The sequence below is a fragment of the Frankia sp. AiPs1 genome (genome assembly GCF_023716945.1).
GTDB lineage: Bacteria > Actinomycetota > Actinomycetes > Frankiales > Frankiaceae > Frankia.
On the sequence record NZ_JAMQQF010000015.1, the window covers coordinates 20,289 to 39,891 of the forward strand.

Annotated in this window: 17 protein-coding genes; 11 read left to right on the forward strand and 6 right to left on the reverse strand. The window is 71.5% G+C overall.

The features are described from left to right. The first annotated feature begins 159 nt into the window (after positions 1 to 159). From ND748_RS03715 to ND748_RS03745, 7 genes are all read left to right on the forward strand, one after another. Positions 160 to 720 carry a VOC family protein gene (locus ND748_RS03715; RefSeq protein ID WP_251744006.1) on the forward strand — a complete coding sequence of 187 codons (561 nt, stop codon included), beginning with the start codon at positions 160 to 162 and terminating at the stop codon, positions 718 to 720. A gap of 210 nt (positions 721 to 930) precedes the next feature. Then, the gene (locus ND748_RS03720) at positions 931 to 1,824 is read left to right on the forward strand and encodes an alpha/beta fold hydrolase (RefSeq protein ID WP_251744007.1); all 894 of its coding nucleotides are present in this window, start codon (positions 931 to 933) and stop codon (positions 1,822 to 1,824) included. Next, complete coding sequence (hpaH, locus tag ND748_RS03725; protein WP_251744008.1) at positions 1,821 to 2,627, forward strand: 2-oxo-hept-4-ene-1,7-dioate hydratase; 807 nt, start codon at positions 1,821 to 1,823, stop codon at positions 2,625 to 2,627. The genes ND748_RS03720 and hpaH overlap by 4 nt, the downstream gene beginning before the upstream one ends. A 45-nt stretch (positions 2,628 to 2,672) precedes the next feature. Then, entirely contained in the window at positions 2,673 to 3,608 is a 936-nt protein-coding gene (locus ND748_RS03730) for an aldolase/citrate lyase family protein (RefSeq protein WP_251744009.1), read from the forward strand. After that, positions 3,605 to 5,068 (forward strand): aldehyde dehydrogenase, encoded by a 1,464-nt coding sequence (locus ND748_RS03735; protein WP_251744010.1) that lies wholly within the window; start codon positions 3,605 to 3,607, stop codon positions 5,066 to 5,068. Before ND748_RS03730 ends, ND748_RS03735 begins: the two co-directional genes overlap by 4 nt. Positions 5,069 to 5,080: 12 nt before the next feature. Further along, entirely contained in the window at positions 5,081 to 6,352 is a 1,272-nt protein-coding gene (locus ND748_RS03740; RefSeq protein ID WP_251744011.1) for a CaiB/BaiF CoA-transferase family protein, read from the forward strand. A gap of 980 nt (positions 6,353 to 7,332) precedes the next feature. Continuing rightward, a complete protein-coding gene (locus ND748_RS03745; RefSeq protein ID WP_251744012.1) occupies positions 7,333 to 8,784 on the forward strand; it encodes an HNH endonuclease signature motif containing protein in 1,452 nt (483 codons plus the stop codon). 128 nt (positions 8,785 to 8,912) lie between these two features. On the opposite strand, the gene ND748_RS03750 is transcribed toward ND748_RS03745, so the two are convergent. Both ND748_RS03750 and ND748_RS03755 read right to left on the reverse strand, forming a co-directional pair. After that, entirely contained in the window at positions 8,913 to 10,082 is a 1,170-nt protein-coding gene (locus tag ND748_RS03750) for an acyl-CoA dehydrogenase family protein (RefSeq protein WP_251744013.1), read from the reverse strand. A 90-nt stretch (positions 10,083 to 10,172) separates the two neighbouring features. Beyond that, the gene (locus ND748_RS03755) at positions 10,173 to 10,811 is read right to left on the reverse strand and encodes a MaoC family dehydratase (RefSeq protein ID WP_251744014.1); all 639 of its coding nucleotides are present in this window, start codon (positions 10,809 to 10,811) and stop codon (positions 10,173 to 10,175) included. Positions 10,812 to 10,956: 145 nt separating this feature from the next. Here ND748_RS03755 and ND748_RS03760 point away from each other — a divergent pair, with 145 nt between their 5' ends. The 4 genes from ND748_RS03760 (at position 10,957) to ND748_RS03775 (ending at position 15,981) form a co-directional block, all read left to right on the forward strand. Further along, positions 10,957 to 12,129 carry an acyl-CoA dehydrogenase family protein gene (locus tag ND748_RS03760; RefSeq protein WP_251744015.1) on the forward strand — a complete coding sequence of 391 codons (1,173 nt, stop codon included), beginning with the start codon at positions 10,957 to 10,959 and terminating at the stop codon, positions 12,127 to 12,129. 48 nt (positions 12,130 to 12,177) lie between these two features. Then, entirely contained in the window at positions 12,178 to 13,218 is a 1,041-nt protein-coding gene (locus ND748_RS03765; protein ID WP_251744016.1) for an acyl-CoA dehydrogenase family protein, read from the forward strand. A gap of 94 nt (positions 13,219 to 13,312) precedes the next feature. Continuing rightward, positions 13,313 to 14,458, forward strand: a complete 1,146-nt coding sequence (locus ND748_RS03770) for an acetyl-CoA acetyltransferase (RefSeq protein WP_251744017.1) — start codon at positions 13,313 to 13,315, stop codon at positions 14,456 to 14,458. Positions 14,459 to 14,463: 5 nt separating this feature from the next. Next, on the forward strand, positions 14,464 to 15,981 hold the full coding sequence (locus tag ND748_RS03775; RefSeq protein WP_251744018.1) for a class I adenylate-forming enzyme family protein: 1,518 nt from the start codon (positions 14,464 to 14,466) through the stop codon (positions 15,979 to 15,981). A 19-nt stretch (positions 15,982 to 16,000) separates the two neighbouring features. Here the strand turns inward: ND748_RS03775 and ND748_RS03780 are convergent, their stop codons facing one another. The 4 genes from ND748_RS03780 to ND748_RS03795 all read right to left on the reverse strand — a co-directional run bounded on the left by ND748_RS03780 (position 16,001) and on the right by ND748_RS03795 (position 19,550). Further along, on the reverse strand, positions 16,001 to 16,924 hold the full coding sequence (locus ND748_RS03780; protein ID WP_251744019.1) for an SDR family NAD(P)-dependent oxidoreductase: 924 nt from the start codon (positions 16,922 to 16,924) through the stop codon (positions 16,001 to 16,003). A 97-nt stretch (positions 16,925 to 17,021) separates the two neighbouring features. Continuing rightward, positions 17,022 to 17,453, reverse strand: a complete 432-nt coding sequence (locus tag ND748_RS03785) for a Zn-ribbon domain-containing OB-fold protein (protein ID WP_251744020.1) — start codon at positions 17,451 to 17,453, stop codon at positions 17,022 to 17,024. A 45-nt stretch (positions 17,454 to 17,498) separates the two neighbouring features. After that, positions 17,499 to 18,437, reverse strand: coding sequence for an enoyl-CoA hydratase/isomerase family protein (locus ND748_RS03790; RefSeq protein WP_251744021.1), 939 nt, complete (start codon positions 18,435 to 18,437; stop codon positions 17,499 to 17,501). A 339-nt stretch (positions 18,438 to 18,776) separates the two neighbouring features. Beyond that, the gene (locus ND748_RS03795) at positions 18,777 to 19,550 is read right to left on the reverse strand and encodes an SDR family NAD(P)-dependent oxidoreductase (protein WP_374215835.1); all 774 of its coding nucleotides are present in this window, start codon (positions 19,548 to 19,550) and stop codon (positions 18,777 to 18,779) included. Positions 19,551 to 19,603 lie beyond the last annotated feature (53 nt).

Genomic DNA, 19,603 nt, shown 5'->3' on the forward strand with positions numbered 1-19,603 from the left:
ATGGCCCTAGGGTATACTCACTGTCAGAAACGGTGCTGGACTCACGCTCGATCCCGCCGCCCGCGGCCTGGGTGTCCGCCGGACCGGGTCGTGGCCCCGCTGCGGGACCCTGCCTGCCCGCCGAGGACAAGCGTTCCCGTCGACCCCGAGGGATGGATCATGGCTGCTCCCCCGCCCGCCCAGCTCACCCACGTCGGTCTGTACGTCAACGACGTCGACCGCATGGTCAACTTCTACTCGGAGCTGCTCGGCCTGCTCGTCATCGACCAGGGCGAATTTCTGGGCCGTCGGCTGACCTTCCTCAGCCGCCTCGTCGGCGAGCACCACCAGCTCGTGCTCGTCTCCGGCCGCAAGGTCCCCGAGGGTGAGATCGCGCTGCTCAGCCAGGTCTCCTTCCGTCTTACCGACGACGACCTCACGTCGCTGCGCTGGTTCCACGACAAGGCCCTGGAGCTCGGCGCGACCGGCATGGAGGGTCGTAACCACGGCAACAGTTGGAGCATCTACTTCCTGGACCCGGAAGGGAACCGGTTGGAGCTCTACACCCCGACGCCGTGGTACGTCAGCCAGCCCTGGCGGGTGGCGCTGGACCTGGCCGACACCGACGAGGTGATCCGGGAGAAGACCCAGGCCCTCATCGAGGAGACGGCGACCTGGTCGCCCGTGGAGACGTGGAACGCGTCGGTCGCGGAGCGTCTGCGCGCCGCCGAAAACGACTGATCGCCCACCTCGAGGCCGCCCGCCTCGAGGTCGCCCACTCCGGGGTCGCCCACTCCGGGGTCGCCCACAGCGAGGTAAGGCCGCCCCCGCCCGTGGCGGCGGGGTCGCCCCGCCGCCGGCCCGCCGGCCTGCTGGCCCCGCCTGCGTGCCAGCGGGCGTCCACGCCCGACGAGTCATCCCGACCCGACCAACGAGGATCGTGAGCAGCGCATGACCGACGAGGTCCCGTACCGCAGCATCTGGACGTACCTGCGGGACGTGCCGTTCCGCCAGGACTGGATCGACATCGACGGGGTGTCCACCCGCTACGTCGAGGCCGGTTCCCCCGACGCCCCGGCCGTGCTCATGCTGCACGGCACCGGGGGGCACTGGGAGACCTTCGCGCCCAACCTCGGCGTGCTGAGCCAGCATTTCCGCTGCATCGCCGTGGACATGGTCGGCAACGGCTTCTCCAGCAAGCCGGACTACGACTACGAGATCGCCGTCTACGAGCGCCACCTGCTCGGCCTGCTCGACGCGCTCGGCGTGCAGACCACCTACATCATCGGCATGTCGTTGGGCGCGTGGGTCGCCGCCCGGCTCGCCATCGACGAGCCGGACCGAGTCCGCAAGCTGATCCTGATGTCGCCCGCGGGTCTCATCGCGACCGCGTCGAACATGGCCCGCATCCGGGCCGAGCGCACCGCCGCCGTGGAAAACCCCACCTGGGAGTCCACCAAGGCGATGTTCAACCATCTGATCGCCGACGAGGCCAACCGGCTGCCCGACGTCATCGCCCTGCGCCAGGCGATCTACCGGCTGCCGGAGACACGCAAGGTCATTGATCATGTGCTGATCCTGCAGGACCCCGACGCCCGCGAGCGCAACCTCATCCCGCCGGACCAGTGGTCGCGCATCGCCGCCCCGACACTCGTCGTCGCCTCCGGTAAGGACTTCGGCGAGTACCAGAACACCGCCCGCCAGGTCGCCCGGCTGATCCCGGACTCGCAGGTCCTGGAGATGCCCGAGGTCAAGCACTGGCCGCACTTCGAGGACCCGGAGCTGTTCAACCCGGCCGCGCTGGCGTTCCTGCTGGACGGGCAGAACGAGTCCGAGAACGCATGACGCTCGATCCCGAACTCGTCGAGGACGCCGCCGCGCGCCTCGACGAGGCCGAGCGCACGCTGACTCCGATCCCGCAGCTGTCCCTGCAGTACCCGGACATGACGATCGAGGACGCCTACGCCGTCCAGCGCGCCTGGACCGAACGCAAGCTGGCCGCCGGCCGCGAGCTGCGCGGACGCAAGATCGGCCTGACGTCGCGGGCGATGCAGCAGGCCGTCTCGATCACCGAGCCGGACTACGGCGCGATCTACGACGACATGTTCTTCGCCGACTCCGGGGTCGTGCCCGCGGGCCGCTTCATCCGTCCGCGGGTCGAGGTCGAGCTCGCCTTCGTGCTTGCCGAGCCGCTGTCCGGTCCGGGCGTCACGATCTACGACGTTCTTGACGCCACCCGCTACGTCACCCCGGCGCTGGAGATCCTCGACGCCCGGGTACAGATGAGCGACCCGGCGACCGGGCACCTGCGCACCATCGTCGACACCATCTCCGACAACGCCGCCGACGCGGGGCTGGTGCTCGGCGGGCGTGCCGTGCGTCCAGACGAGGTGGACCTGCGCTGGGTGTCGGCGCTGCTGTACCGCAACGAGACGATCGAGGAGTCCGGGGTCGCCGCCGCGGTGTTGAACCATCCGGCGAACGGCGTCGCGTGGCTGGCGAACAAGCTCGCCCCGTACAAGGTGGGTCTCGACCCGGGCCAGGTGATTCTGGCAGGCTCGTTTACCCGGCCGGTGTTCGCCCGCTCGGGCGACACCTTCCACGCCGACTACGGCCCGCTGGGCGCGATCACCTGCCGCTTCGCCTGAGCGGGCGGGGCGAGGAGAGGTTCTGCTGATGTGTGGAGCACTGCGATGACGGCCGGCGCGGCGGGGACCGCTGGGGTGACCGGTGGGGCCTTCCGCCGCCGGCTGCGCGAGCCCCGGCCGGCGATCGGCATGTGGGTGGCCAGCGGCAATCCGTACAACGCCGAGATCTGTGCCGGGGGCGGCCTGGACTGGCTGCTCATCGATGGTGAGCACGCCCCGAACGACGTGCGCAGCTTCCTCGCCCAGCTCCAGGCGGTCGCGCCGTACCCGGTCGCCCCGGTCGTGCGCCCCCCGACCGACGATCCCGTGCTCATCAAACAGCTCCTCGACATCGGCGCCGAGAACCTGCTGCTGCCGATGGTGGAGTCCGCCGAGCAGGCCATGGCGATCGTCGCGGCCACCCGCTACCCACCTGCCGGCATCCGCGGCGTCGGCAGCGCGTTCGCCCGAGTGTCCCGGTGGACCCGGGTCGAGGGCTACCTGCACCGCGCCAACGACGAGATCTGCGTGATGGTCCAGATCGAGTCCGCGGCCGGCCTCGCCGCGTGCACGGCGATCGCCGCCGTCGACGGCGTCGACGGGGTCTTCTTCGGCCCCGCGGACCTCGCCGCGTCTCTCGGACACCTGGGCCGGCCCGACCACCCCGACGTCGTCGAGGCGATCACGTCGGCGGTCGCGGTGGTCAACGCGGCGGGCAAGGCGGCCGGGGTGAACGCGTTCGCCGAGCCGCTGGCGCGGCAGTATCTCTCCCTCGGTGTCCGGTTCATTCTGGTCGGGGCGGACGTGACCCTGCTGGCGCGCGGCAGCGAGGAGCTGGCCGCGCGCTACCTCGACGTCGCGGAGAAGAGCCACCACACCCCGCCTTCCGGCTCCGCTCTGCCCTCGGACCCCACTGCGCCCGCCGGCTCGGCACCACCCCTCACCTCAGGCTCAAGCCCTGCCTCAGGCTCAACCCCGAACTCAGGGAGCGCGACGCTGTGACCACCACGGTAACGATGCGCATCGGCGCCGAGCGGCGTACGGGCACGACGACCTTCGACTCGATCGACCCCTACACCGGCGAGCCGTGGGCGACCGTCGCCGAGGCGAGTCGCGCCGACGTCGACGATGCGGTCGCCGCCGCGCGGGCGGCCTTCGACGGCGGGGAGTGGAGCAAGCTGTCGGGGCGGGAGCGGGGCCGGCTGATGCGCCGCCTGGCAGCTGTCATCGAAGAGCACGCCGACGAGCTCGGCCTCGCCGAGACACGCGACAACGGCAAGTTGCTGCGGGAGATGGGCGGGCAGGTCCGCAGCCTGTCCGCCTGGTACGAGTACTACGCAGGCCTGGCCGACAAGATCGACGGTCGGGTCGTCGACACCGGCCGCCCGGACTACTTCGGCTTTGTCACCCGGGAGCCGATCGGTGTCGTCGGGGCGGTGCTGCCGTGGAACTCCCCGCTGCTGCTGCTCACCTTCAAGATCGCCCCTGCCTTGGCGGCGGGCTGCACGATCGTGGCGAAGCCGTCCGAGCAGGCGCCGGTGTCGATCCTGAAGTTCGCCGACCTGTTCGAGGAGGCTGGATTCCCGCCCGGTGTATTCAACACCGTCAGCGGCGCCTCTCGCGAGGTCGGGGAGTGGCTCGTCGGCCATCCGGGCGTCGACCGGGTGTCGTTCACCGGGTCGGAGATCACCGGGGCGGCGGTGGCCGCCGCGGCGGCGAAGCACCTGGCCCCGGTCACCCTCGAGCTCGGCGGCAAGTCGGCGAACATCGTCTTTCCCGACGCCGATCTGGCTGCCGCGTCCAACGGCCTGATCGCCGGCATCTTCGCCGCCGCCGGTCAGACCTGCATCGCGGGTTCGCGGGCGCTCGTGCACGCCGACGTCTACGAGGAGGTCGTCGCCCGAGTGGCCGAGCGGGCCGCCCGTATCCGTCTCGGTGACCCGAAGGACCCCGCGACCGAGATGGGCCCGATCTGCTTCCCCGGCCAGCACGAGAAGATCCGCCGCTTCGTGGCCCAGGCCAAGGAGCAGGGCGCCGACATCGTCGGCGGTGGCGGCGACGGTGGACTCGGCGGGCTGTTCTTCGAGCCGACCATCGTCGCGAACGTCACCAACGACGCTGTGGTCTGCCAGGAGGAGATCTTCGGCCCGGTGCTGAGCGTGCTGCGCTTCTCCTCCGAGGAGGAGGCCATCGCCATCGCGAACGACACGCGCTACGGCCTCGCCGCCGGCATCTGGACCGCCGACATCCGCCGCGCCTTCCGGATGACCAAGGCGCTGCGGGTCGGCACCGTGTGGGTCAACGCCTACCGGACGCTGAACTACGCGATGCCCTTCGGCGGGATCAAGAGCAGCGGGTTCGGCCGCGAGAACGGCACCGAGGGGCTGCACGAGTACCTGCAGGAGAAGGCCGTCTGGATCGAGACGACGGGTGCCACCCGCGACCCGTTCGTTCTCGGCTGAGAGGCGCTCGCGATGACCGAGACCCCCGACCCCACCGCGCTGCCCGATGCCGCAGCCGTCCCGGCACCAAGGCGGGCCTCGTCGCCGGCGGGTGGCCTGGCCGCCGGCAAGCCCCTGGCGGGAATCACCGTCGTCTCCATCGAGCAGGCCGTGGCGGCCCCGTTCGCCACTCGCCAGCTTGCCGATCTCGGGGCACGGGTGATCAAGATTGAGCGGCCGGGCGCGGGGGACTTCGCCCGTGGCTATGACGAGACCGTCAAGGGCCTGGCCAGTTATTTCGTCTGGTTGAACCGGGCGAAGGAGTCGCTGACCCTCGACCTCAAGCACCCCGAGGCCCGCGAGGTGCTGGTCGGCCTGCTGGCCGGGGCCGACGTCTTCGTGCAGAATCTCGCCCCCGGCGCCGCAACCCGCCTGGGCCTGGACGCGGCGACGCTGCGGGCCCGCGATCCGCGAATGATCGTCTGTGACGTCTCTGGCTACGGCTCGGCCGGCCCGCTGCGTGACAAGAAGGCCTACGACCTGCTGATCCAGTGCGAGACCGGGCTGTTGTCGGTCACCGGCGCGCCCGACGCACCGGCCAAGGTCGGCATCTCCGTGGCCGACATCTCCGCCGGCATGTACGCCTACACCGCGGTCCTCACAGCGCTGTTCATGCGGGAGCGAACGGGGGAGGGCGCCGCGCTCGAGGTGTCGCTGTTCGACTCGCTTACCGAGTGGATGGCCCAGCCGATGTACTACGCCATGTACACCGGCGTCCCCCCGGCCCGCACCGGGACCAGCCACGCCTCGATCGCCCCCTATGGCGGCTTCCGGACCGGCGACGGCGGCAGCGTGCAGCTCGGCGTGCAGAACGAGCGTGAGTGGCGGCGGTTCTGCGAGGAGGTGCTCCGCCGGCCCGAGCTGCTGGCTGATCCCCGCTATGCGACGAATGCTGGCCGCGTCCACCACCGCGCTGCGCTGATTGCCGACGTCGAGGCCGCCCTCGCCGAGGTCACTACCGAGCAGACCCTCGCCCGGCTGGACGAGGCAGGCATCGCCAACGGCCGCATCAACACCATCAGCGACCTGCTCGCCCACCCCCAGCTCGACGTGGGCGACCGCTGGCGGGAAGTGGACTCGCCGGTCGGCCCGTTGCGCGCAGTGCGCCCGCCCGTCCGCATCGGCGGGGTGGATCCGGTGATGGGTCCCGTGCCTGCCGTGGGCGAGCACACTGACGCCCTGCTCGCCGAGCTCGGCTACGACCCTGCCGACAGGGACCGCCTGCGCGCCGCAGGTGCCGTCTGACCCGCCGGTGCCGTCGTGAGTCGCTCGGCTAGCCGCACATGTGGAGGCGTTCGCCGGGCGGCGGCCCGTCAACGCGGGCCCGACGCACCCCGCCGCCCTGACGCACCTCGCCGCTGAGCCGGCGCAGTCCGAGACAGAGGCGATGGCCCGTCGGCGCCGTTCCTGGCTCGGCGGCGCCGGTCTCGCCTGCCAGCTGCGTCCCTGGACGTCTTCTGCGGCCCCGTGCTGAGGCCCCGCGCGGGTGGCTTCGTAGTGTGATGGAACGTGACCAGGGCCGACTGGATTGAATGCGGCCTCGGCGCGGCTACTTGCCGCTGTGGTTGTCGGGTTTCCGGCCAATGCTGCCTCACTATCCCCTGAGGTGGCGCGGCCCCTCTTCCGGTGGGCGGACGCACTTTTTTCTTCGTCGGTTTCTCGCCGCGTCACTGGGAATCGGGAGACGTTCCTGTCGCGGCGTAACACCCACTGCGAGTGAGCCTTCCTGAAGCGTTCATGGGATATCGCAGCACGCTCACACCCGCTTCGTCAAGTCCGGCCCCATCGGCTCCGCCGCCGTTAGCAGAATTACCGGGAAAATCAAGCGGCGGCGACAGCGGGCGACGCTCCTGGTCCATCGCCGCATGCGCTCTCCGTGGCCGACGGGACGTCCATGTCCGGGTGTCGTGGCAGCGATGATCGGTCCTCGCCGTCGCCCAGGATCGCACCAGTCGGTGGGGTGCACCGGCTCGCAGGCCTCCGCGATCACGTGCTGGGGCAGGGGGTCGCCCCTCTCCCGGTCCTGCCGGGTCCGGGCTGGCTGCCGGGGCTTCGCGGGGCCGGAGGCGCCGCGCGGCAGCCCGGTCGGCAGGCTCACGGGAGTCGCCCGAGGCATGAGTCTAGGTTGTATCACCGCGTCGGTCCTCGCCGCGAACATTCCTCAAGATGATTACGCATCCGAACATACGTTCGACATCCGACGGATGTCCGCCTAGGCTTCTCGCATGGTCTCGAATCCCGAGTCTCCGAACCGGATCCATGTCCTGGTCGACGAATTGACCGCGGCGTCCGCGCGGATAGATGCAATGGTCGACGGTCCGGTGTGGTCGCTGTCCGACGGGGGTCTGCTGGCGTTGTTGCTGGATTGTTCAGAGGTGCTGACGCGGCTGGCGGCGTTTCGCCTTCAGATTGTCGCCGAGGTGCACGGTCGTGGGTTGGCACGGCGTACGGGTGCGTGCGACACCGTCGCGTTGCTGCGCGAACGTCTGCGAGTCCGCGCGGTGGATGCCAACCGTCTGATCGATGTCGCGGTGGCCGTGGACGGTCCCTTGGCGGCGACGGGGAAACGGCTGGTGGCGGGGGAGATCAGCGTCGAGCAGGCGCAGGTGATTGTGGCCGCTATGCGCTCGCTACCGGCCGCGGTCACCGGGGACGTGCGGCGACGGGCTGAAGCGTTTCTCCTGCGCCAGGCGGACGAGTTCGATCCGACCGCTCTGGCTCGGCTGGCCCGTCACCTCCGAGAGACCCTGGTCTGGATGGATGCCAGCCCCGGCGACGATGCGCCCGACCCGGCCCGCACCGGTGGCAGCCGGGGTGATGACTCTGCTCGCGGTGAGCCCGGCGACGGTGGGGTTGGCAGCGACGGCGGGGGCGACGGTCAGCTCGGTGGCCCCGACGATGCGGCCGCTGCGGGAGGGGAGGACCCGGCGGGGCGACGAAAGCTGTCGATCTCCGAGTTGCCGGACGGGATGACTCGGATCAGCGGCGAGCTCGACCCCGAGGCAGCAGCCCTGCTCCGCACCGCGCTGGACCCCCTGGCGGTGCCGCGCCCGGCCGTCGACGGGGCGCTCGACCCGCGTAGTCCCGCACGGCGGCGTGCCGACGCCCTCGTCGACCTGCTCACCCGTACCTTCGATGCCGCTGTGCTGCCCGTCGGTGGCGGTGTTCGCCCACATCTGACTGTGACGATCCCCTGGTCGACGCTGCGCGGCCGCTCCGGTGTGCCGGCGACGACCGGCTGGGGGCAGCCCCTGCCCCGCGAGGTGCTACGTCGACTGGCCTGCGACTCCTCGGTCGGCCGCATCATCCTCGACCCCGCCGGTGTCCCCCTGGACGTCGGTCGAACCCAGCGCACCGTGACCGCCGACATCCGCCGCGCGCTGATCGCCCGCGACCACGGCTGCGCCTTCCCGACGTGCGATCGCCCGGTGGGCTGGACCGAGGCGCACCACATTCGACACTGGATCGACGGGGGCCACACCTCGCTGGACAACTCCGTGCTCCTGTGCGGCCATCACCACAGGGTCATCCACCACCAGGGTTGGACCGTTCGGCTCGGCCCCGACCGACGCCCCGAATTTCTGCCCCCGGCCTGGATCGATGCCAGCCGCAGCCCTCGCCGCAACCCCTACTCACGTCATGCGCACGATCTGCTCTACGGCATCGCCGCCGGATGAAGCCCGACATGCGTGGCCCACACCGTTCCCGAGAGCTCGGCGGCGGCCGCCGCGAGCGCGCGGGATCATGGCGCCGAGAGACCCCGCACGCTCGCAGATGGTGCGAGCCGTCCGTCGCGCTTCGGCCGTCAGCGCAGCGGGTTGGGGCGCTGGACGAGCTGGCGGGCGATGACGTTGCGCTGGATTTCGTTGGTTCCCTCGCCGACGATCATCAGAGGGGCGTCCCGGAAATAGCGCTCGACGTCGAACTCGGTCGAATAACCGTAGCCGCCATGGATGCGGATGGCGTCGAGCGTCACCGTCGCCGCCATCTCGGAGGCGAACAGCTTCGCCATGCCGGCCTCCATGTCGGCGCGGGCGCCGGAGTCGAACACCTCGGCCGCGTGCAGGATGAGCTGGCGGGCGGCGAGGATCTTCGTCCCCATGTCGGCCAGGTAGTTGCCGATCGACTGGTGCTCCCAGATCGGCTTGCCGAAGGTCTCGCGCTCCTGGGCGTAGCGAAGCGCGTCGTCGAAAGCCGCGCGGGCGACCCCCAGGGCGCGCGAGGCGACCTGGATCCGGCCGACCTCCAGCCCGGCCATCATCTGGTTGAAGCCCTTGCCGGTCACGCCGCCGAGGACGGCGTCGCCGGACGCCCGGTACCCGTCGAAGTGCAGCTCGCAGGTCTCGATGCCCTTGTAGCCGAGCTTGGGCAGGTCCCGGGAGACGGTAAAGCCCGGGCCGTGCTCGACGAGCAGGATGCTGATGCCGCGATGCGCCGGCTTCGCCGCGGGGTCGGTCTTGCACAGCAGTGCGATCAGGCCCGACCGCCGGGCGTTGCTGATCCAGGTCTTGGTACCGTCGACCACCCAACCGTCGCCGTCGGGCCGGGCGATGGTGCGCAGGGCCTGCAGGTCCGAGCCGCCGCCGGGTTCGGTGAGAGCCATGGTGGCGCGCAGCTCGCCGGTGGCCATCCGGGGCAGGTACTTGTCCCGCTGCTCCTGGGTGCCGAAGCGCAGGAGCAGCTTGGAAACGACGGAATGGCCGCCGAACGCGCCGGCGAGGCTCATCCAGCCGCGCGACAGCTCCTCGGTCACCCGTGCGTAGCAGGACGTCGACACGCCGAAGTCGCCGTAGGGCTCCGGGATCGCGAGACCGTAGACCCCCATCTCCTTCATCTGCTCGATGAGGTCCTCGGGGTAGGTGTTGGTGTGGTCGAGCTCCTGCGCGACAGGACGGACCTTCTCGTCGACGAAGGTCGCGACCAGGCGGACGATCTGCTCTTCCTCAGGGCTCAGACGGGTGGTCACACTCGACACTGCGGTCTCCTCGCCATCCGCTGGCCGCGGCGCGTCGGCCGGGCCTGGATGGTCTCGCGGGGTGGTCGGGGCGGGATGGGGCCAAGCGGGTCAGCGCGCGGCGGGGGAGCCGGGCAGGGGCGGCAGCGCCGGCGGTTGCGGGCCGTGGCCGCGACGGTAGGCCAACAGCGTCCGGCGGAAACTGATCACCTCGTCGCCGTCCTGGTTGTAACCGTGGGTACGGACCTCCACCACTCCGACATCGGGCCGGGACTTGCTCGGCCGCAGTCCGAGCACGATCGAGCGGGAGTAGACCGTGTCTCCCTCGAAGACCGGATGGGGAAGGCGCACCTCGTCCCAGCCCAGGTTGGCCATCACGTTCTGCGAGACATCGGTGACGCTCTGGCCGGTGACGAGGGCGAGAGTGAGGGTCGAGTTCACCAGGGTGCGGCCGAACCCCGTCTGCGCGGCATAGTGCTGGTCGAAGTGCAGGCGCGCGGTGTTCTGGGTGAGCAGTGTGAACCAGGTGTTGTCGGTCGCGGTGATCGTCCGACCGAGAGGATGGTCGTAGACGTCGCCCACCGCGAAGTCCTCGAAGTAGCGTCCCTCCCAGCCGCGTCGCGCAACGAGTGGGGGCGTCGCCGTGCCCGTCGCGCCGTCGATCGCGGGCGTCTTGCTGTCGGACTGCGGGCGGACGGCGTCCCCGCTGGTGGCGGGGCTGCTCGTCGGTGGGTTGGTCGGTGTGGTCATCGGTCGATCATCGGTCCTCCGGCTCGGGGGCGGCGCCCGCGCCCGTGTCGAGCCCTGTTCGCGAGCGGGCGCCCGGGCCTCCTGGTAAAGCTAGTATCTGACAAGGGCGTCACGAGATGCCAGGCGGTGGGACGGAGGCCGACGAATGGACCTTGACTTCTCGAAGGAGCAGGTCGAGTTCCGTGAGCAGGTGCGAACCTGGCTCGAGGAGAACGCCCCCCGGGAGATCCGCCCCGAGATGGGCCCGGCGATGCGTGAGTACGATCTTGGGTGGCAGCGCACCCAGTGGGAGGGTGGCTGGGCGGGTATCTCCTGGCCGCAGGAGTACGGCGGCCGTGGGCTTTCCCTGCTGCAGCAACTGATCTGGTTCGAGGAGTACGGGCGCGCTGGTCTGCCGGGTATCGACGCCTGCTTCGTCGGCCTCAGCCACGCCGGGCCGACCCTGATGACGCGGTCGACCGAGGAGCAGAAGGCCTACCACCTGCCCCGCATCCTGCGCGGGGAAGTGATCTGGTGCCAGGGGTTCTCCGAGCCGGACGCCGGTTCCGACCTCGCCGCGCTGCGCACGAGGGCCCGGATCGAGGGCGACGAGCTCGTCGTGTCCGGACAGAAGATCTGGACGAGCTTCGCCACCCTCGCGGACTGGCAGGAACTGCTGGTCCGTACCGACCCCGAAGGGTCGCGGCACCACGGCATCTCCTGGGTGATCTGTGACATGCACACTCCGGGCATCGAGGTGCGCGGGATCGAGACGATCGAGGGCGGCGCCGAGTTCTGCGAGGTCTTCTACGACGATGTCCGCATCCCGTTGGAGAACGTCGTCGGCGGGCTGAACAACGGCTGGAGTGTGGCGATGTCCACACTGTCGTTCGAGCGCGGCACGGCCTTCACCGCCAACCAGGTCCGCCTCGCCAGCACCGTGGAGAAGCTCATCGACCTGGCGAAGGAGCGCACCGGCCCCGACGGGCGGCGCCCGGCGATCGCCGATGACGAGATCGCGCGCCGCCTCGCTACCGCCCGCGCCGAGGTCGCGTCGCTGCGCGCCATGACCTACGCCGGCATCTCCCGCAACATGCACCGCGACCAGCCCGGCCCCGAGGGGTCGATGGTCAAGCTGTTCTACTCCGACATCGCCAAGAAGGTGTACCGGCTGGCGTTCGACCTGCTCGGCGCGGACGCCCTGCGGTTCGTCTCGCGCTGGGAGCCGGGTGGCTGGTCCGGCAACTACCTGTACTCGTACTCGGTGTCCATCGGCGGGGGGACGTCCGAGGTCCAGCGCAACATCATCGGTGATCGGGTGCTCGGCCTGCCGCGCTGAAGCTCACCGAATCCCCAGCAGCCATCGAAACACCCTGAGGAGCGCACCGTGGACCTGCTACCCACGCCGGGCCAGATGGAGATAGCCTCCCTCGCCGCCGACTTCTTCGGCAACGAGCTGCCGATCTCGGTCATCCGGGAGCGGCGCGACGCGCCTGTGGTCGTGGACCGGCGGGTCTGGTCGGAAAGCGCGGAGCTGGGCCTGTTCGGCCTGGGCATCGCCGAGGAGCTCGGTGGCGCCGGGTGCGAGCTGGCCGAGGAGACGCTGCTGTTCCGGGAGATGGGCCGCCGACTGGTGCCGGGGCCGTACCTGCCGACCGTGCTGGGCGCCCGCGTCGCGGCGCTGGCCGGCCAGCACGAGACGGCGTCGGCGATCCTGTCCGGCAAGGCGACGGTGGGCCTGGCCCTGCGCCGGGGCCCGGACGGATTCGAGGCCGCCACCACCCCCTCCACCCTGGACGGCCGGTTCCAGCTTCTCGACGCGGCCGACTCCCGCTACCTCCTGCTGCTCGACCCGGCGGGTGCCGCGCTGGTGGAGACTGCCGCCCTGACCGACGTGCGCTCCGAGCCCGCGATCGACCCGGGCATCCGGCTGGCCGAGGCGCGCGCGGAGGCCGTGCCGATCATCGCCTGGGTGAGCACGCAGGAGGAGCCGATCCGCCTGCGCGCGCTCGTCCTGACGGCGGCGATGAGCGTCGGGATCGCCGAGGCGACGCGCGACCTGTCCACCGAGCACGCCAAGGTACGGGTGCAGTTCGGCCGGCCCATCGGAGTCAACCAGGCGATCAAGCACGCCTGCGCGGACATGGCGGTGCGGGCCGAGGCGGCGCTGTCGCAGGTGCTGTTCGCGGCGATCTGTGTCCAGGACGGGCGGGCCGACGCCGAGTTCCAGGCGCTGGCCGCCAAGAGCGTCGCCGGCCGCTTCGCCGTCGAGAACGCCTCCGCCACCATCCAGGTGCACGGCGGCATGGGCTACACCTTCGAGCACGACTCGCACCTGTTCCTGAAGCGGGCGCACGTCCTGGAGCACCTGCTCGGCGAGCCCGCCGACCATCTCGCGCGCCTGGTCGCCCAGCCAGCGGCGCAGTAGCCGGCCGTTGCCGGCACCCGATCGGAGGACACATGACTCGACCCCCGTCCCGCCCGACCCTCCTGCGCCCCTGCCTGCCCGCGGGGGTCGGGCGATGAGCCGCCGGGTCGCCATCGCCGGGGTCGCCCTGTCGGACGTGGGCCGCACCGACGGCTCCAGCCCGTACGCGTTGATCGCCCAGGCCAGTCGCCGCGCGCTCGCGGATGCCGGGCTCGGGCCGGGTGACGTCGACGGGCTCGCGTCGACCTCGCTCGGAACGCTGGCGCCGATCGACGTCGCCGAGTACCTGGGCCTGCGCCCCCGCTGGATCGACTCCACCACCGTCGGCGGGGCGTCGTGGGAGGTTATGGCCGCCCACGCCGCCGACGCGATCTCCGCCGGGCATGCGGACGTGGTGCTGCTCACCTACGGCTCGACCGCCCGCTCCGACCTGCGCAAGCGGTTGCGCACGGCGAGCCTGAACTGGGGCAGCCGCGGCCCGCAGTCGTGGGAGGCCCCCTACGGCCACACCCTGATCTCCAAGTACGCCATGGCCGCCCGCCGGCACATGCACGAGTTCGGTACGACGATCGAGCAGCTCGCCGAGATCGCGGTCTCCGCCCGCCACAACGCCGGCCCGAACCCGGAGGCGTACTACCGCGACCCGATCACGATTGACGACGTGCTGTCCGGGTCGATGATCGCCGACCCGTTCACCAAGCTGCACTGCTGTATCCGCTCCGACGGCGGCGCCGCGGCGGTGCTCGTCGCCGAGGACCGCATCGCCGACCTTCCGCGCCCGCCGGTGTGGGTCCTCGGCACGGGCGAGTGCGTGACGCACGTGTCGACCAGCCAGTGGGAGGACGTGACGACCGGTCCCGCGGCCGTTTCCGGGCCGCTGGCGTTCTCCCGGGCCGGGGTGAGTCCGGAGGACATCGACGTCTGCGAGCTGTACGACGCGTTCACCTACATGCTGATGGTCACCCTGGAGGACCTCGGCTTCTGCAAGAAGGGCGAGGGCGGCCCGTTCGTCGCCGACGGGCGGCTGCGCGTCGGCGGGGCGCTGCCGACCAACACCGACGGCGGCGGCCTGTCGGCCTGCCATCCCGGGCAGCGCGGCCTGTTCCTCATCGTCGAGGCGGTACGCCAGCTACGCGGCGAGGCCGAGGGCCGGCAGGTGCCCGACGCCCGGCTGGCCTGCGTCAGCGGCACCGGCGGCTGGCTGTGCTCGTCGGGGACCGTCATCCTCGGGCGGGACTAGCCGGCGTGGGCGGCCCCCCGCTGGGCGAGCCCGACTCGTACGCGACGGTCGGGGTGGCGCTGGACGCCGCCGCCGAGCGGTTCGGCGAGCGGGAGGCCTACGTCGGGCCCGACGGGCGGATCAGCTTCGCCGCCTGGGCGGCGGCCGCCGACGCGCTTGCCGGGGCGCTCGCCGCCCGGGGGATCGGCCCGGGGGACGTCGTCGCGCTGATGCTGCCCTCGTCGATCGACTATGCGATCTGCTACGCGGCGGCGGCCCGGCTGGGAGCGGTCACCACCGGGCTGAACACGCGCCTGGGTTCCCGCGAGGTGACGGGGATCCTCGGCCGGTGCCGGCCCGCGCTGGTGATCGTCGACCTGGACGCGGGCCTGCCGGCGGTGCCGGCGGGGCTGCCCGTGCTGGCGCGGTCCGAGCTTGCGGCGCTGCGGCGTCATCCCGGGGTCGGCCCGGACCGCCCGGTCGTGGCGCCGGCGGATCCGGTGGTCATCATCTGGACGTCCGGGACGACCGGGCTGCCCAAGGGGGCCTGGTTCGACCACCGCAACCTCGCCGCCGCCGTCGCCTCCGCGGGAGTGATGAGCCGGCCGTTCGACCGCCGGCTCGTCGCGACGCCCTTCGCTCACGCCGGGTACATGGCGAAAATCGTTGATCAGCTTGCCTGGGGCACCACCATGGTGATCAGCCCGGTGCCCTGGTCGGCGGCGGGGATGGCGGACATCCTGCGCGACGAGCGGATCACCGTCGCCGGCGCCGTGCCCACCCAGTGGGCCAAGCTGCTGGAGCTGCCCGACGCGGAGCGGACCGTGCGCGCGGTCGCGACGCTGCGGCTCGGGCTCGCCGCGACCGCGCCTGCCGCGCCCGAGCTGGTGGAGCGGGTCGTCACCCGGCTGGGGGTGCCGCTCGTCGTCCGCTACGCCATGACCGAGTCGCCGAGCATCTGCGGCACCGAGCCCGACGATCCGCCGGACGTGCAGTTCCGCACGGTCGGCCGGCCCCAGACCGGCATCGAGATCGCCCTGCGCGATGACGCCGGGCGTGACGTGGCGACCGGCGAGGTCGGCCGGGTCTGGGTCCGCGGCGACACGGTGATGCGCGGCTACTGGAACGACGCCGAGCAGACCGCGGCGGTGCTGCGCGGCGACGGCTGGCTGATCAGCGGCGACTTCGGGACGCTCGACGCCGACGGCAACCTGCGGCTGCGCGGGCGGGCCAGCGACCTGTACATCCGCGGCGGGTACAACGTGTACCCGCTGGAGGTGGAGAACGTGCTGGCGGAGCATCCCCGGGTGCGGCGCGCGGCGGTCGTCGGCGCGCCGGCCCCGGTGATCGGCGAGATCGGGGTCGCCTTCGTCGAACCGGCCGACCCCGCGAGCCCGCCGGATCTTGCCGAACTGCGGGCCTGGGTGCGGGGGCGGCTGGCCGACTACAAGGCGCCGGACCGCCTCGAGGTCGTCGAGGCGCTGCCGCTGACCAGCATGCTCAAGGTGGACACCGCCGCCCTGCGCACGCTGGCCGCGGGCTGAGCTCCGAGCCGTGGCGCACTCAGCCGCCGAGGCGCAGGCCGGGGGCGCGGGTGCGGAAGATGTCGGTGGCGAACAGGGGACCGAGCTTGGTCGCGTCCCAGCGCTTGCCGCCGTTGTTCACCACGGCCTGCTCGTGCCAGCCGCCCATGAGCTGGATGCGTTCGCCGATGGCCTTGATGACCTGGCCGCTGACGTGGCCGGCCTCGTCGCTGGCGAGCCAGGCGACGACCGGGCTGCACAGCGACGGGTCCTTGGGGTCGAACTCGTCCTCGGGCCGCTCGTCGGGCTCCAGCGGCTTCGCCTGGCCGGACATGGTGCCCGACAGCCGGGTCAGGCCGCCGGGGCCGATCGCGTTCACGGTCACGCCGATGCTCGCCAGCTCCAGCGACAGCGTCAGGGTCAGCCCGACGATGCCGGCCTTCGCCGCGCTGTAGTTCGTCTGGCCGAAGTGGCCGGACAGGCCCGCGCCGGAGGTCGTGTTGATGATCCGGCCGTAGACCTTGCCGCCGTCGGCCTTCGCCGCGGCCCGCCAGCGCGTCGCGACCGCCCGGCTGACCAGCCAGGTGCCGCGCAGGTGCACCCGAAGGACCAGGTCGAAGTCGGCCGTGCTCATGTTCCACACGGCCTTGTCGCGCACGATGCCGGCGTTGTTGACGACGATGTCGAGGCGGCCGAACTCGTCGAAGGCCCGGGCGACGGTGGCCTCGACCTGCTCCTCGTCGCCGACGTCACCGAAGTCCGCCACGGCGGTGCCGCCGCGCTTCTCGATGATCTTCACGACCTCCTCGGCGTCACGGCCGCGGCCCTCGCCGTTGACCGTGCTGCCGAGGTCGTTGACGATGACGGTCGCGCCGTGCTTGGCGAGTTCGAGCGCGTGGCCACGGCCGATGCCGTGGCCGGCGCCGGTCACCAGTGCGATCTTGCCGTCGAGCAGGCCTGCCATACGAACTCCCTGGGTGGTAGCTGAAACGTGCGCGTCGCTGGAACGGTGCGGGGCCGGGACGGGGCCGGGACGGTGCGGTGCGGGGACGGTGCCCGGCTCAGACGCTGGCGGCCGGGTCGGCGGGGCGGAAGACCGGCGCGGTGATCTCGTCGGTCAGCTCGCGGTAGGCGACCGTCAGCGGCATGCCGATGTGCAGGTCCGCCGGGTCGGCGTCGATGATGTTCGTCATCACCCGAGGCCCCTCCGCCAGGTCGACCAGGGCCGCCACGTAGGGGATCCGCTCGGCGAACGGGTGCAGGTCGTTCACGAACACCGTCGAGTAGGTGTAGAGGGTCGCCTGCCCGCTGGCGTCCTCCCAGGACACCTCCTCGCTCCAGCAGAACGGGCAGAACGGGCGGGGGTAGTGGTGCGCCCGCCCGCAGGACGAGCAGCGGGCGATCAGGAAGCGGCCCTGTCGGGCGGCGTCCCAGAAGGGCCGGTTCTCGTCCTCGATGGTCGGCAGGTCGACCCGGGGTGCGCTGGTCGCCATGGGTGTCCTCCTCGGATCGGTGGCCGCGGTTCGCGTGGCCGCGGATCAGTAACCGCGGTACTCGGGGGAGCGGCGCTGGACGAACGCGGTCACCCCTTCGGTCGAGTCGTGGGCGTGCGACTGCAACTCCTGGGCCATGCCCTCGGCCAGGAAGGCGGCGGCCCGGTCGACGTCCGGTGACTCGTTGAACAGCCGCTTGGTCAGCGCGATGGCGCTCGTCGCGGCGCCGGCGAGGCGCTCGGCGAGGCCGGCCGCGGTGGCGGCGAGCTCCTCGGCGGGCACGACCCGGTTGACCAGGCCGAGGGTGAGGGCCTCAGCCGCGGGCAGCTTCTCGCCGAAGAACGCCAGCTCCTTGGCCCTCTGCATGCCGATGCGCCGGGGCAGCAGGTAGGCGCCACCGGCGTCGACGACCAGGCCGCGCAGCACGAACGACTCGACGAAGAACGCGTTGTCCGCGGCCACGACGAGGTCGCTGGCGTACGCCAGGTGCGCGCCGAGGCCGGCTGCCGGCCCCTGGACGACGGCGATGACCGGCTTGCCGCAGTCGAGGACCGAGGACACCAGCCGCTGCGCACCGGTCATGATGCGCCGCATGGCGTCGGTGACCCGCTTCTCGGCGCCCTGCGCCCGGCTCGCCGCGATCCCGGTGACGTCGGCGCCGGAGCAGAAGTGCCGCCCGTTCGAGGCGAGCACCACCACCCGGACCTCGGGGTCGGCGTCGGCCTGGGCGAGCAGCTCGATGATGACGTCGCGCATCGCCGGCTGGATCGCGTTCGCGGCATCCGGCCGGTTCAGGGTGATCGTCGCGATCCCCCCCTCGACCGAGTGCAGCACCGTGTTCCCGAGCGGGCCGGCCTGGGCCGACGTGGCCTGGGCGGACGCGCCTGGGGCGGGCGTGGTCGCGGCTCCGGGCGCGCCGGGGGACGCCGTGGCGTCTGCGGCCGCGGGGACGGTGGCGGCGCTGCCGGGTGCCGGCGCGCTCATCGGACCTGCCGCCGCAGTGCGGCGGGGGCTGATGGCATGGATGGCTCCTGTTCGTCGGTGCTGAAGCTGTTCGTTGGTGCTGAAGTTGTTCGGCGGTGCTGAAGTTGTTCGGCGGTGCTGAATCTGTTCTTCGGTGCTCAGCAGGGATCCGGGCCGCCGTGGCCGCTTGCGGATCCGTCGGCGACGGGTCCGGCACTGCCTGATCGGGCGATCGCGGCTTGGGTGATCCTTGATCTGACAGTGATGTTCACTGTCCGTTCGTGGTGCATTGCGTGGTGATGCGTTCCCGTCGGCGTGTTCCCCGCTGGTGTCTTCCTCGGTGGGCTGTGACCGGCACGCTCAGCCCTCGCCGGCGGCGGCGTCGCCGTTGGCGCTGAAGCCGCCGTCGGCCGTCACCGTCGCACCGGTGACGAAGGCGGCCTCGTCGGAGGCGAGCCACGCGGCCGTGTAGGCGATGTCCATCGGGTTGCCGATGCGGGTGAGGCGACCGCCGCCGGTGAGCGCTCCGGAGTCGCCCGCCGAGCTCACGACTCGCCCGACGACGATGGTGTTGGAGCGGATGCCGTCGGCGGCGCCCTCGACGGCCAGCGTGCGGCTCAGGGCGTTGACACCGCCCTTGGCCGCGGCGTAGGCACCGAATCCGGTGAACCCGGCGATGGACTGGCCCGAGGAGACGTTGACGATCGCGGCCCCGTCGGCCTCGCGCAGGTACGGCCAGGCGTACTTCGACGCCCAGAACACGTTGCCCGTCAGGGTGCCGAGCAGGATGTGGTTCCACTCCTCGGTCGTGTAGTCGGCGATCTTCTTGATCGTCGAGGCGACGGCGTCGGTCGGGGCGGCGTTGTTCACCAGCGTGCTCAGGCCGCCGAAGCGGGTGGCGACGGCGTCGATCGTGGCGTGCACGCTGGTCTCGTCGGTGACGTCGAGGGGGAAGAACTCCGCCTCGCCGCCGGCGGCGCGGATGCGTGCGACGACCTTGTCACCCTTGGCGACGGTGCGGCCGGTCACCGCCACCCGCGCCCCTTCGGCGGCGAACAGTTCCGCCATGGAGCGGCCGATGCCGCGGGTCGATCCGGACACGAGCACGGTCTTGCCCGCGAGGCGGGTACCCATCGTTGTGGCTTCCTTCCCTGACCTCGCCGTCGGGCTCCCCGCAGCCGGGGGCC

Coding starts and splice junctions, on each gene's coding strand:
- ND748_RS03790 (WP_251744021.1), bottom strand. CDS start 18,437: ATGAGCGCGCCGGCACCCGGCAGCGCCGCCACCGTCCCCGCGGCCGCA.
- ND748_RS03770 (WP_251744017.1), top strand. CDS start 13,313: ATGAGCCGCCGGGTCGCCATCGCCGGGGTCGCCCTGTCGGACGTGGGC.
- ND748_RS03740 (WP_251744011.1), top strand. CDS start 5,081: ATGACCGAGACCCCCGACCCCACCGCGCTGCCCGATGCCGCAGCCGTC.
- hpaH (WP_251744008.1), top strand. CDS start 1,821: ATGACGCTCGATCCCGAACTCGTCGAGGACGCCGCCGCGCGCCTCGAC.
- ND748_RS03780 (WP_251744019.1), bottom strand. CDS start 16,924: ATGGCAGGCCTGCTCGACGGCAAGATCGCACTGGTGACCGGCGCCGGC.
- ND748_RS03760 (WP_251744015.1), top strand. CDS start 10,957: ATGGACCTTGACTTCTCGAAGGAGCAGGTCGAGTTCCGTGAGCAGGTG.
- ND748_RS03785 (WP_251744020.1), bottom strand. CDS start 17,453: ATGGCGACCAGCGCACCCCGGGTCGACCTGCCGACCATCGAGGACGAG.
- ND748_RS03755 (WP_251744014.1), bottom strand. CDS start 10,811: ATGACCACACCGACCAACCCACCGACGAGCAGCCCCGCCACCAGCGGG.
- ND748_RS03730 (WP_251744009.1), top strand. CDS start 2,673: ATGACGGCCGGCGCGGCGGGGACCGCTGGGGTGACCGGTGGGGCCTTC.
- ND748_RS03745 (WP_251744012.1), top strand. CDS start 7,333: ATGGTCTCGAATCCCGAGTCTCCGAACCGGATCCATGTCCTGGTCGAC.
- ND748_RS03715 (WP_251744006.1), top strand. CDS start 160: ATGGCTGCTCCCCCGCCCGCCCAGCTCACCCACGTCGGTCTGTACGTC.
- ND748_RS03720 (WP_251744007.1), top strand. CDS start 931: ATGACCGACGAGGTCCCGTACCGCAGCATCTGGACGTACCTGCGGGAC.
- ND748_RS03795 (WP_374215835.1), bottom strand. CDS start 19,550: ATGGGTACCCGCCTCGCGGGCAAGACCGTGCTCGTGTCCGGATCGACC.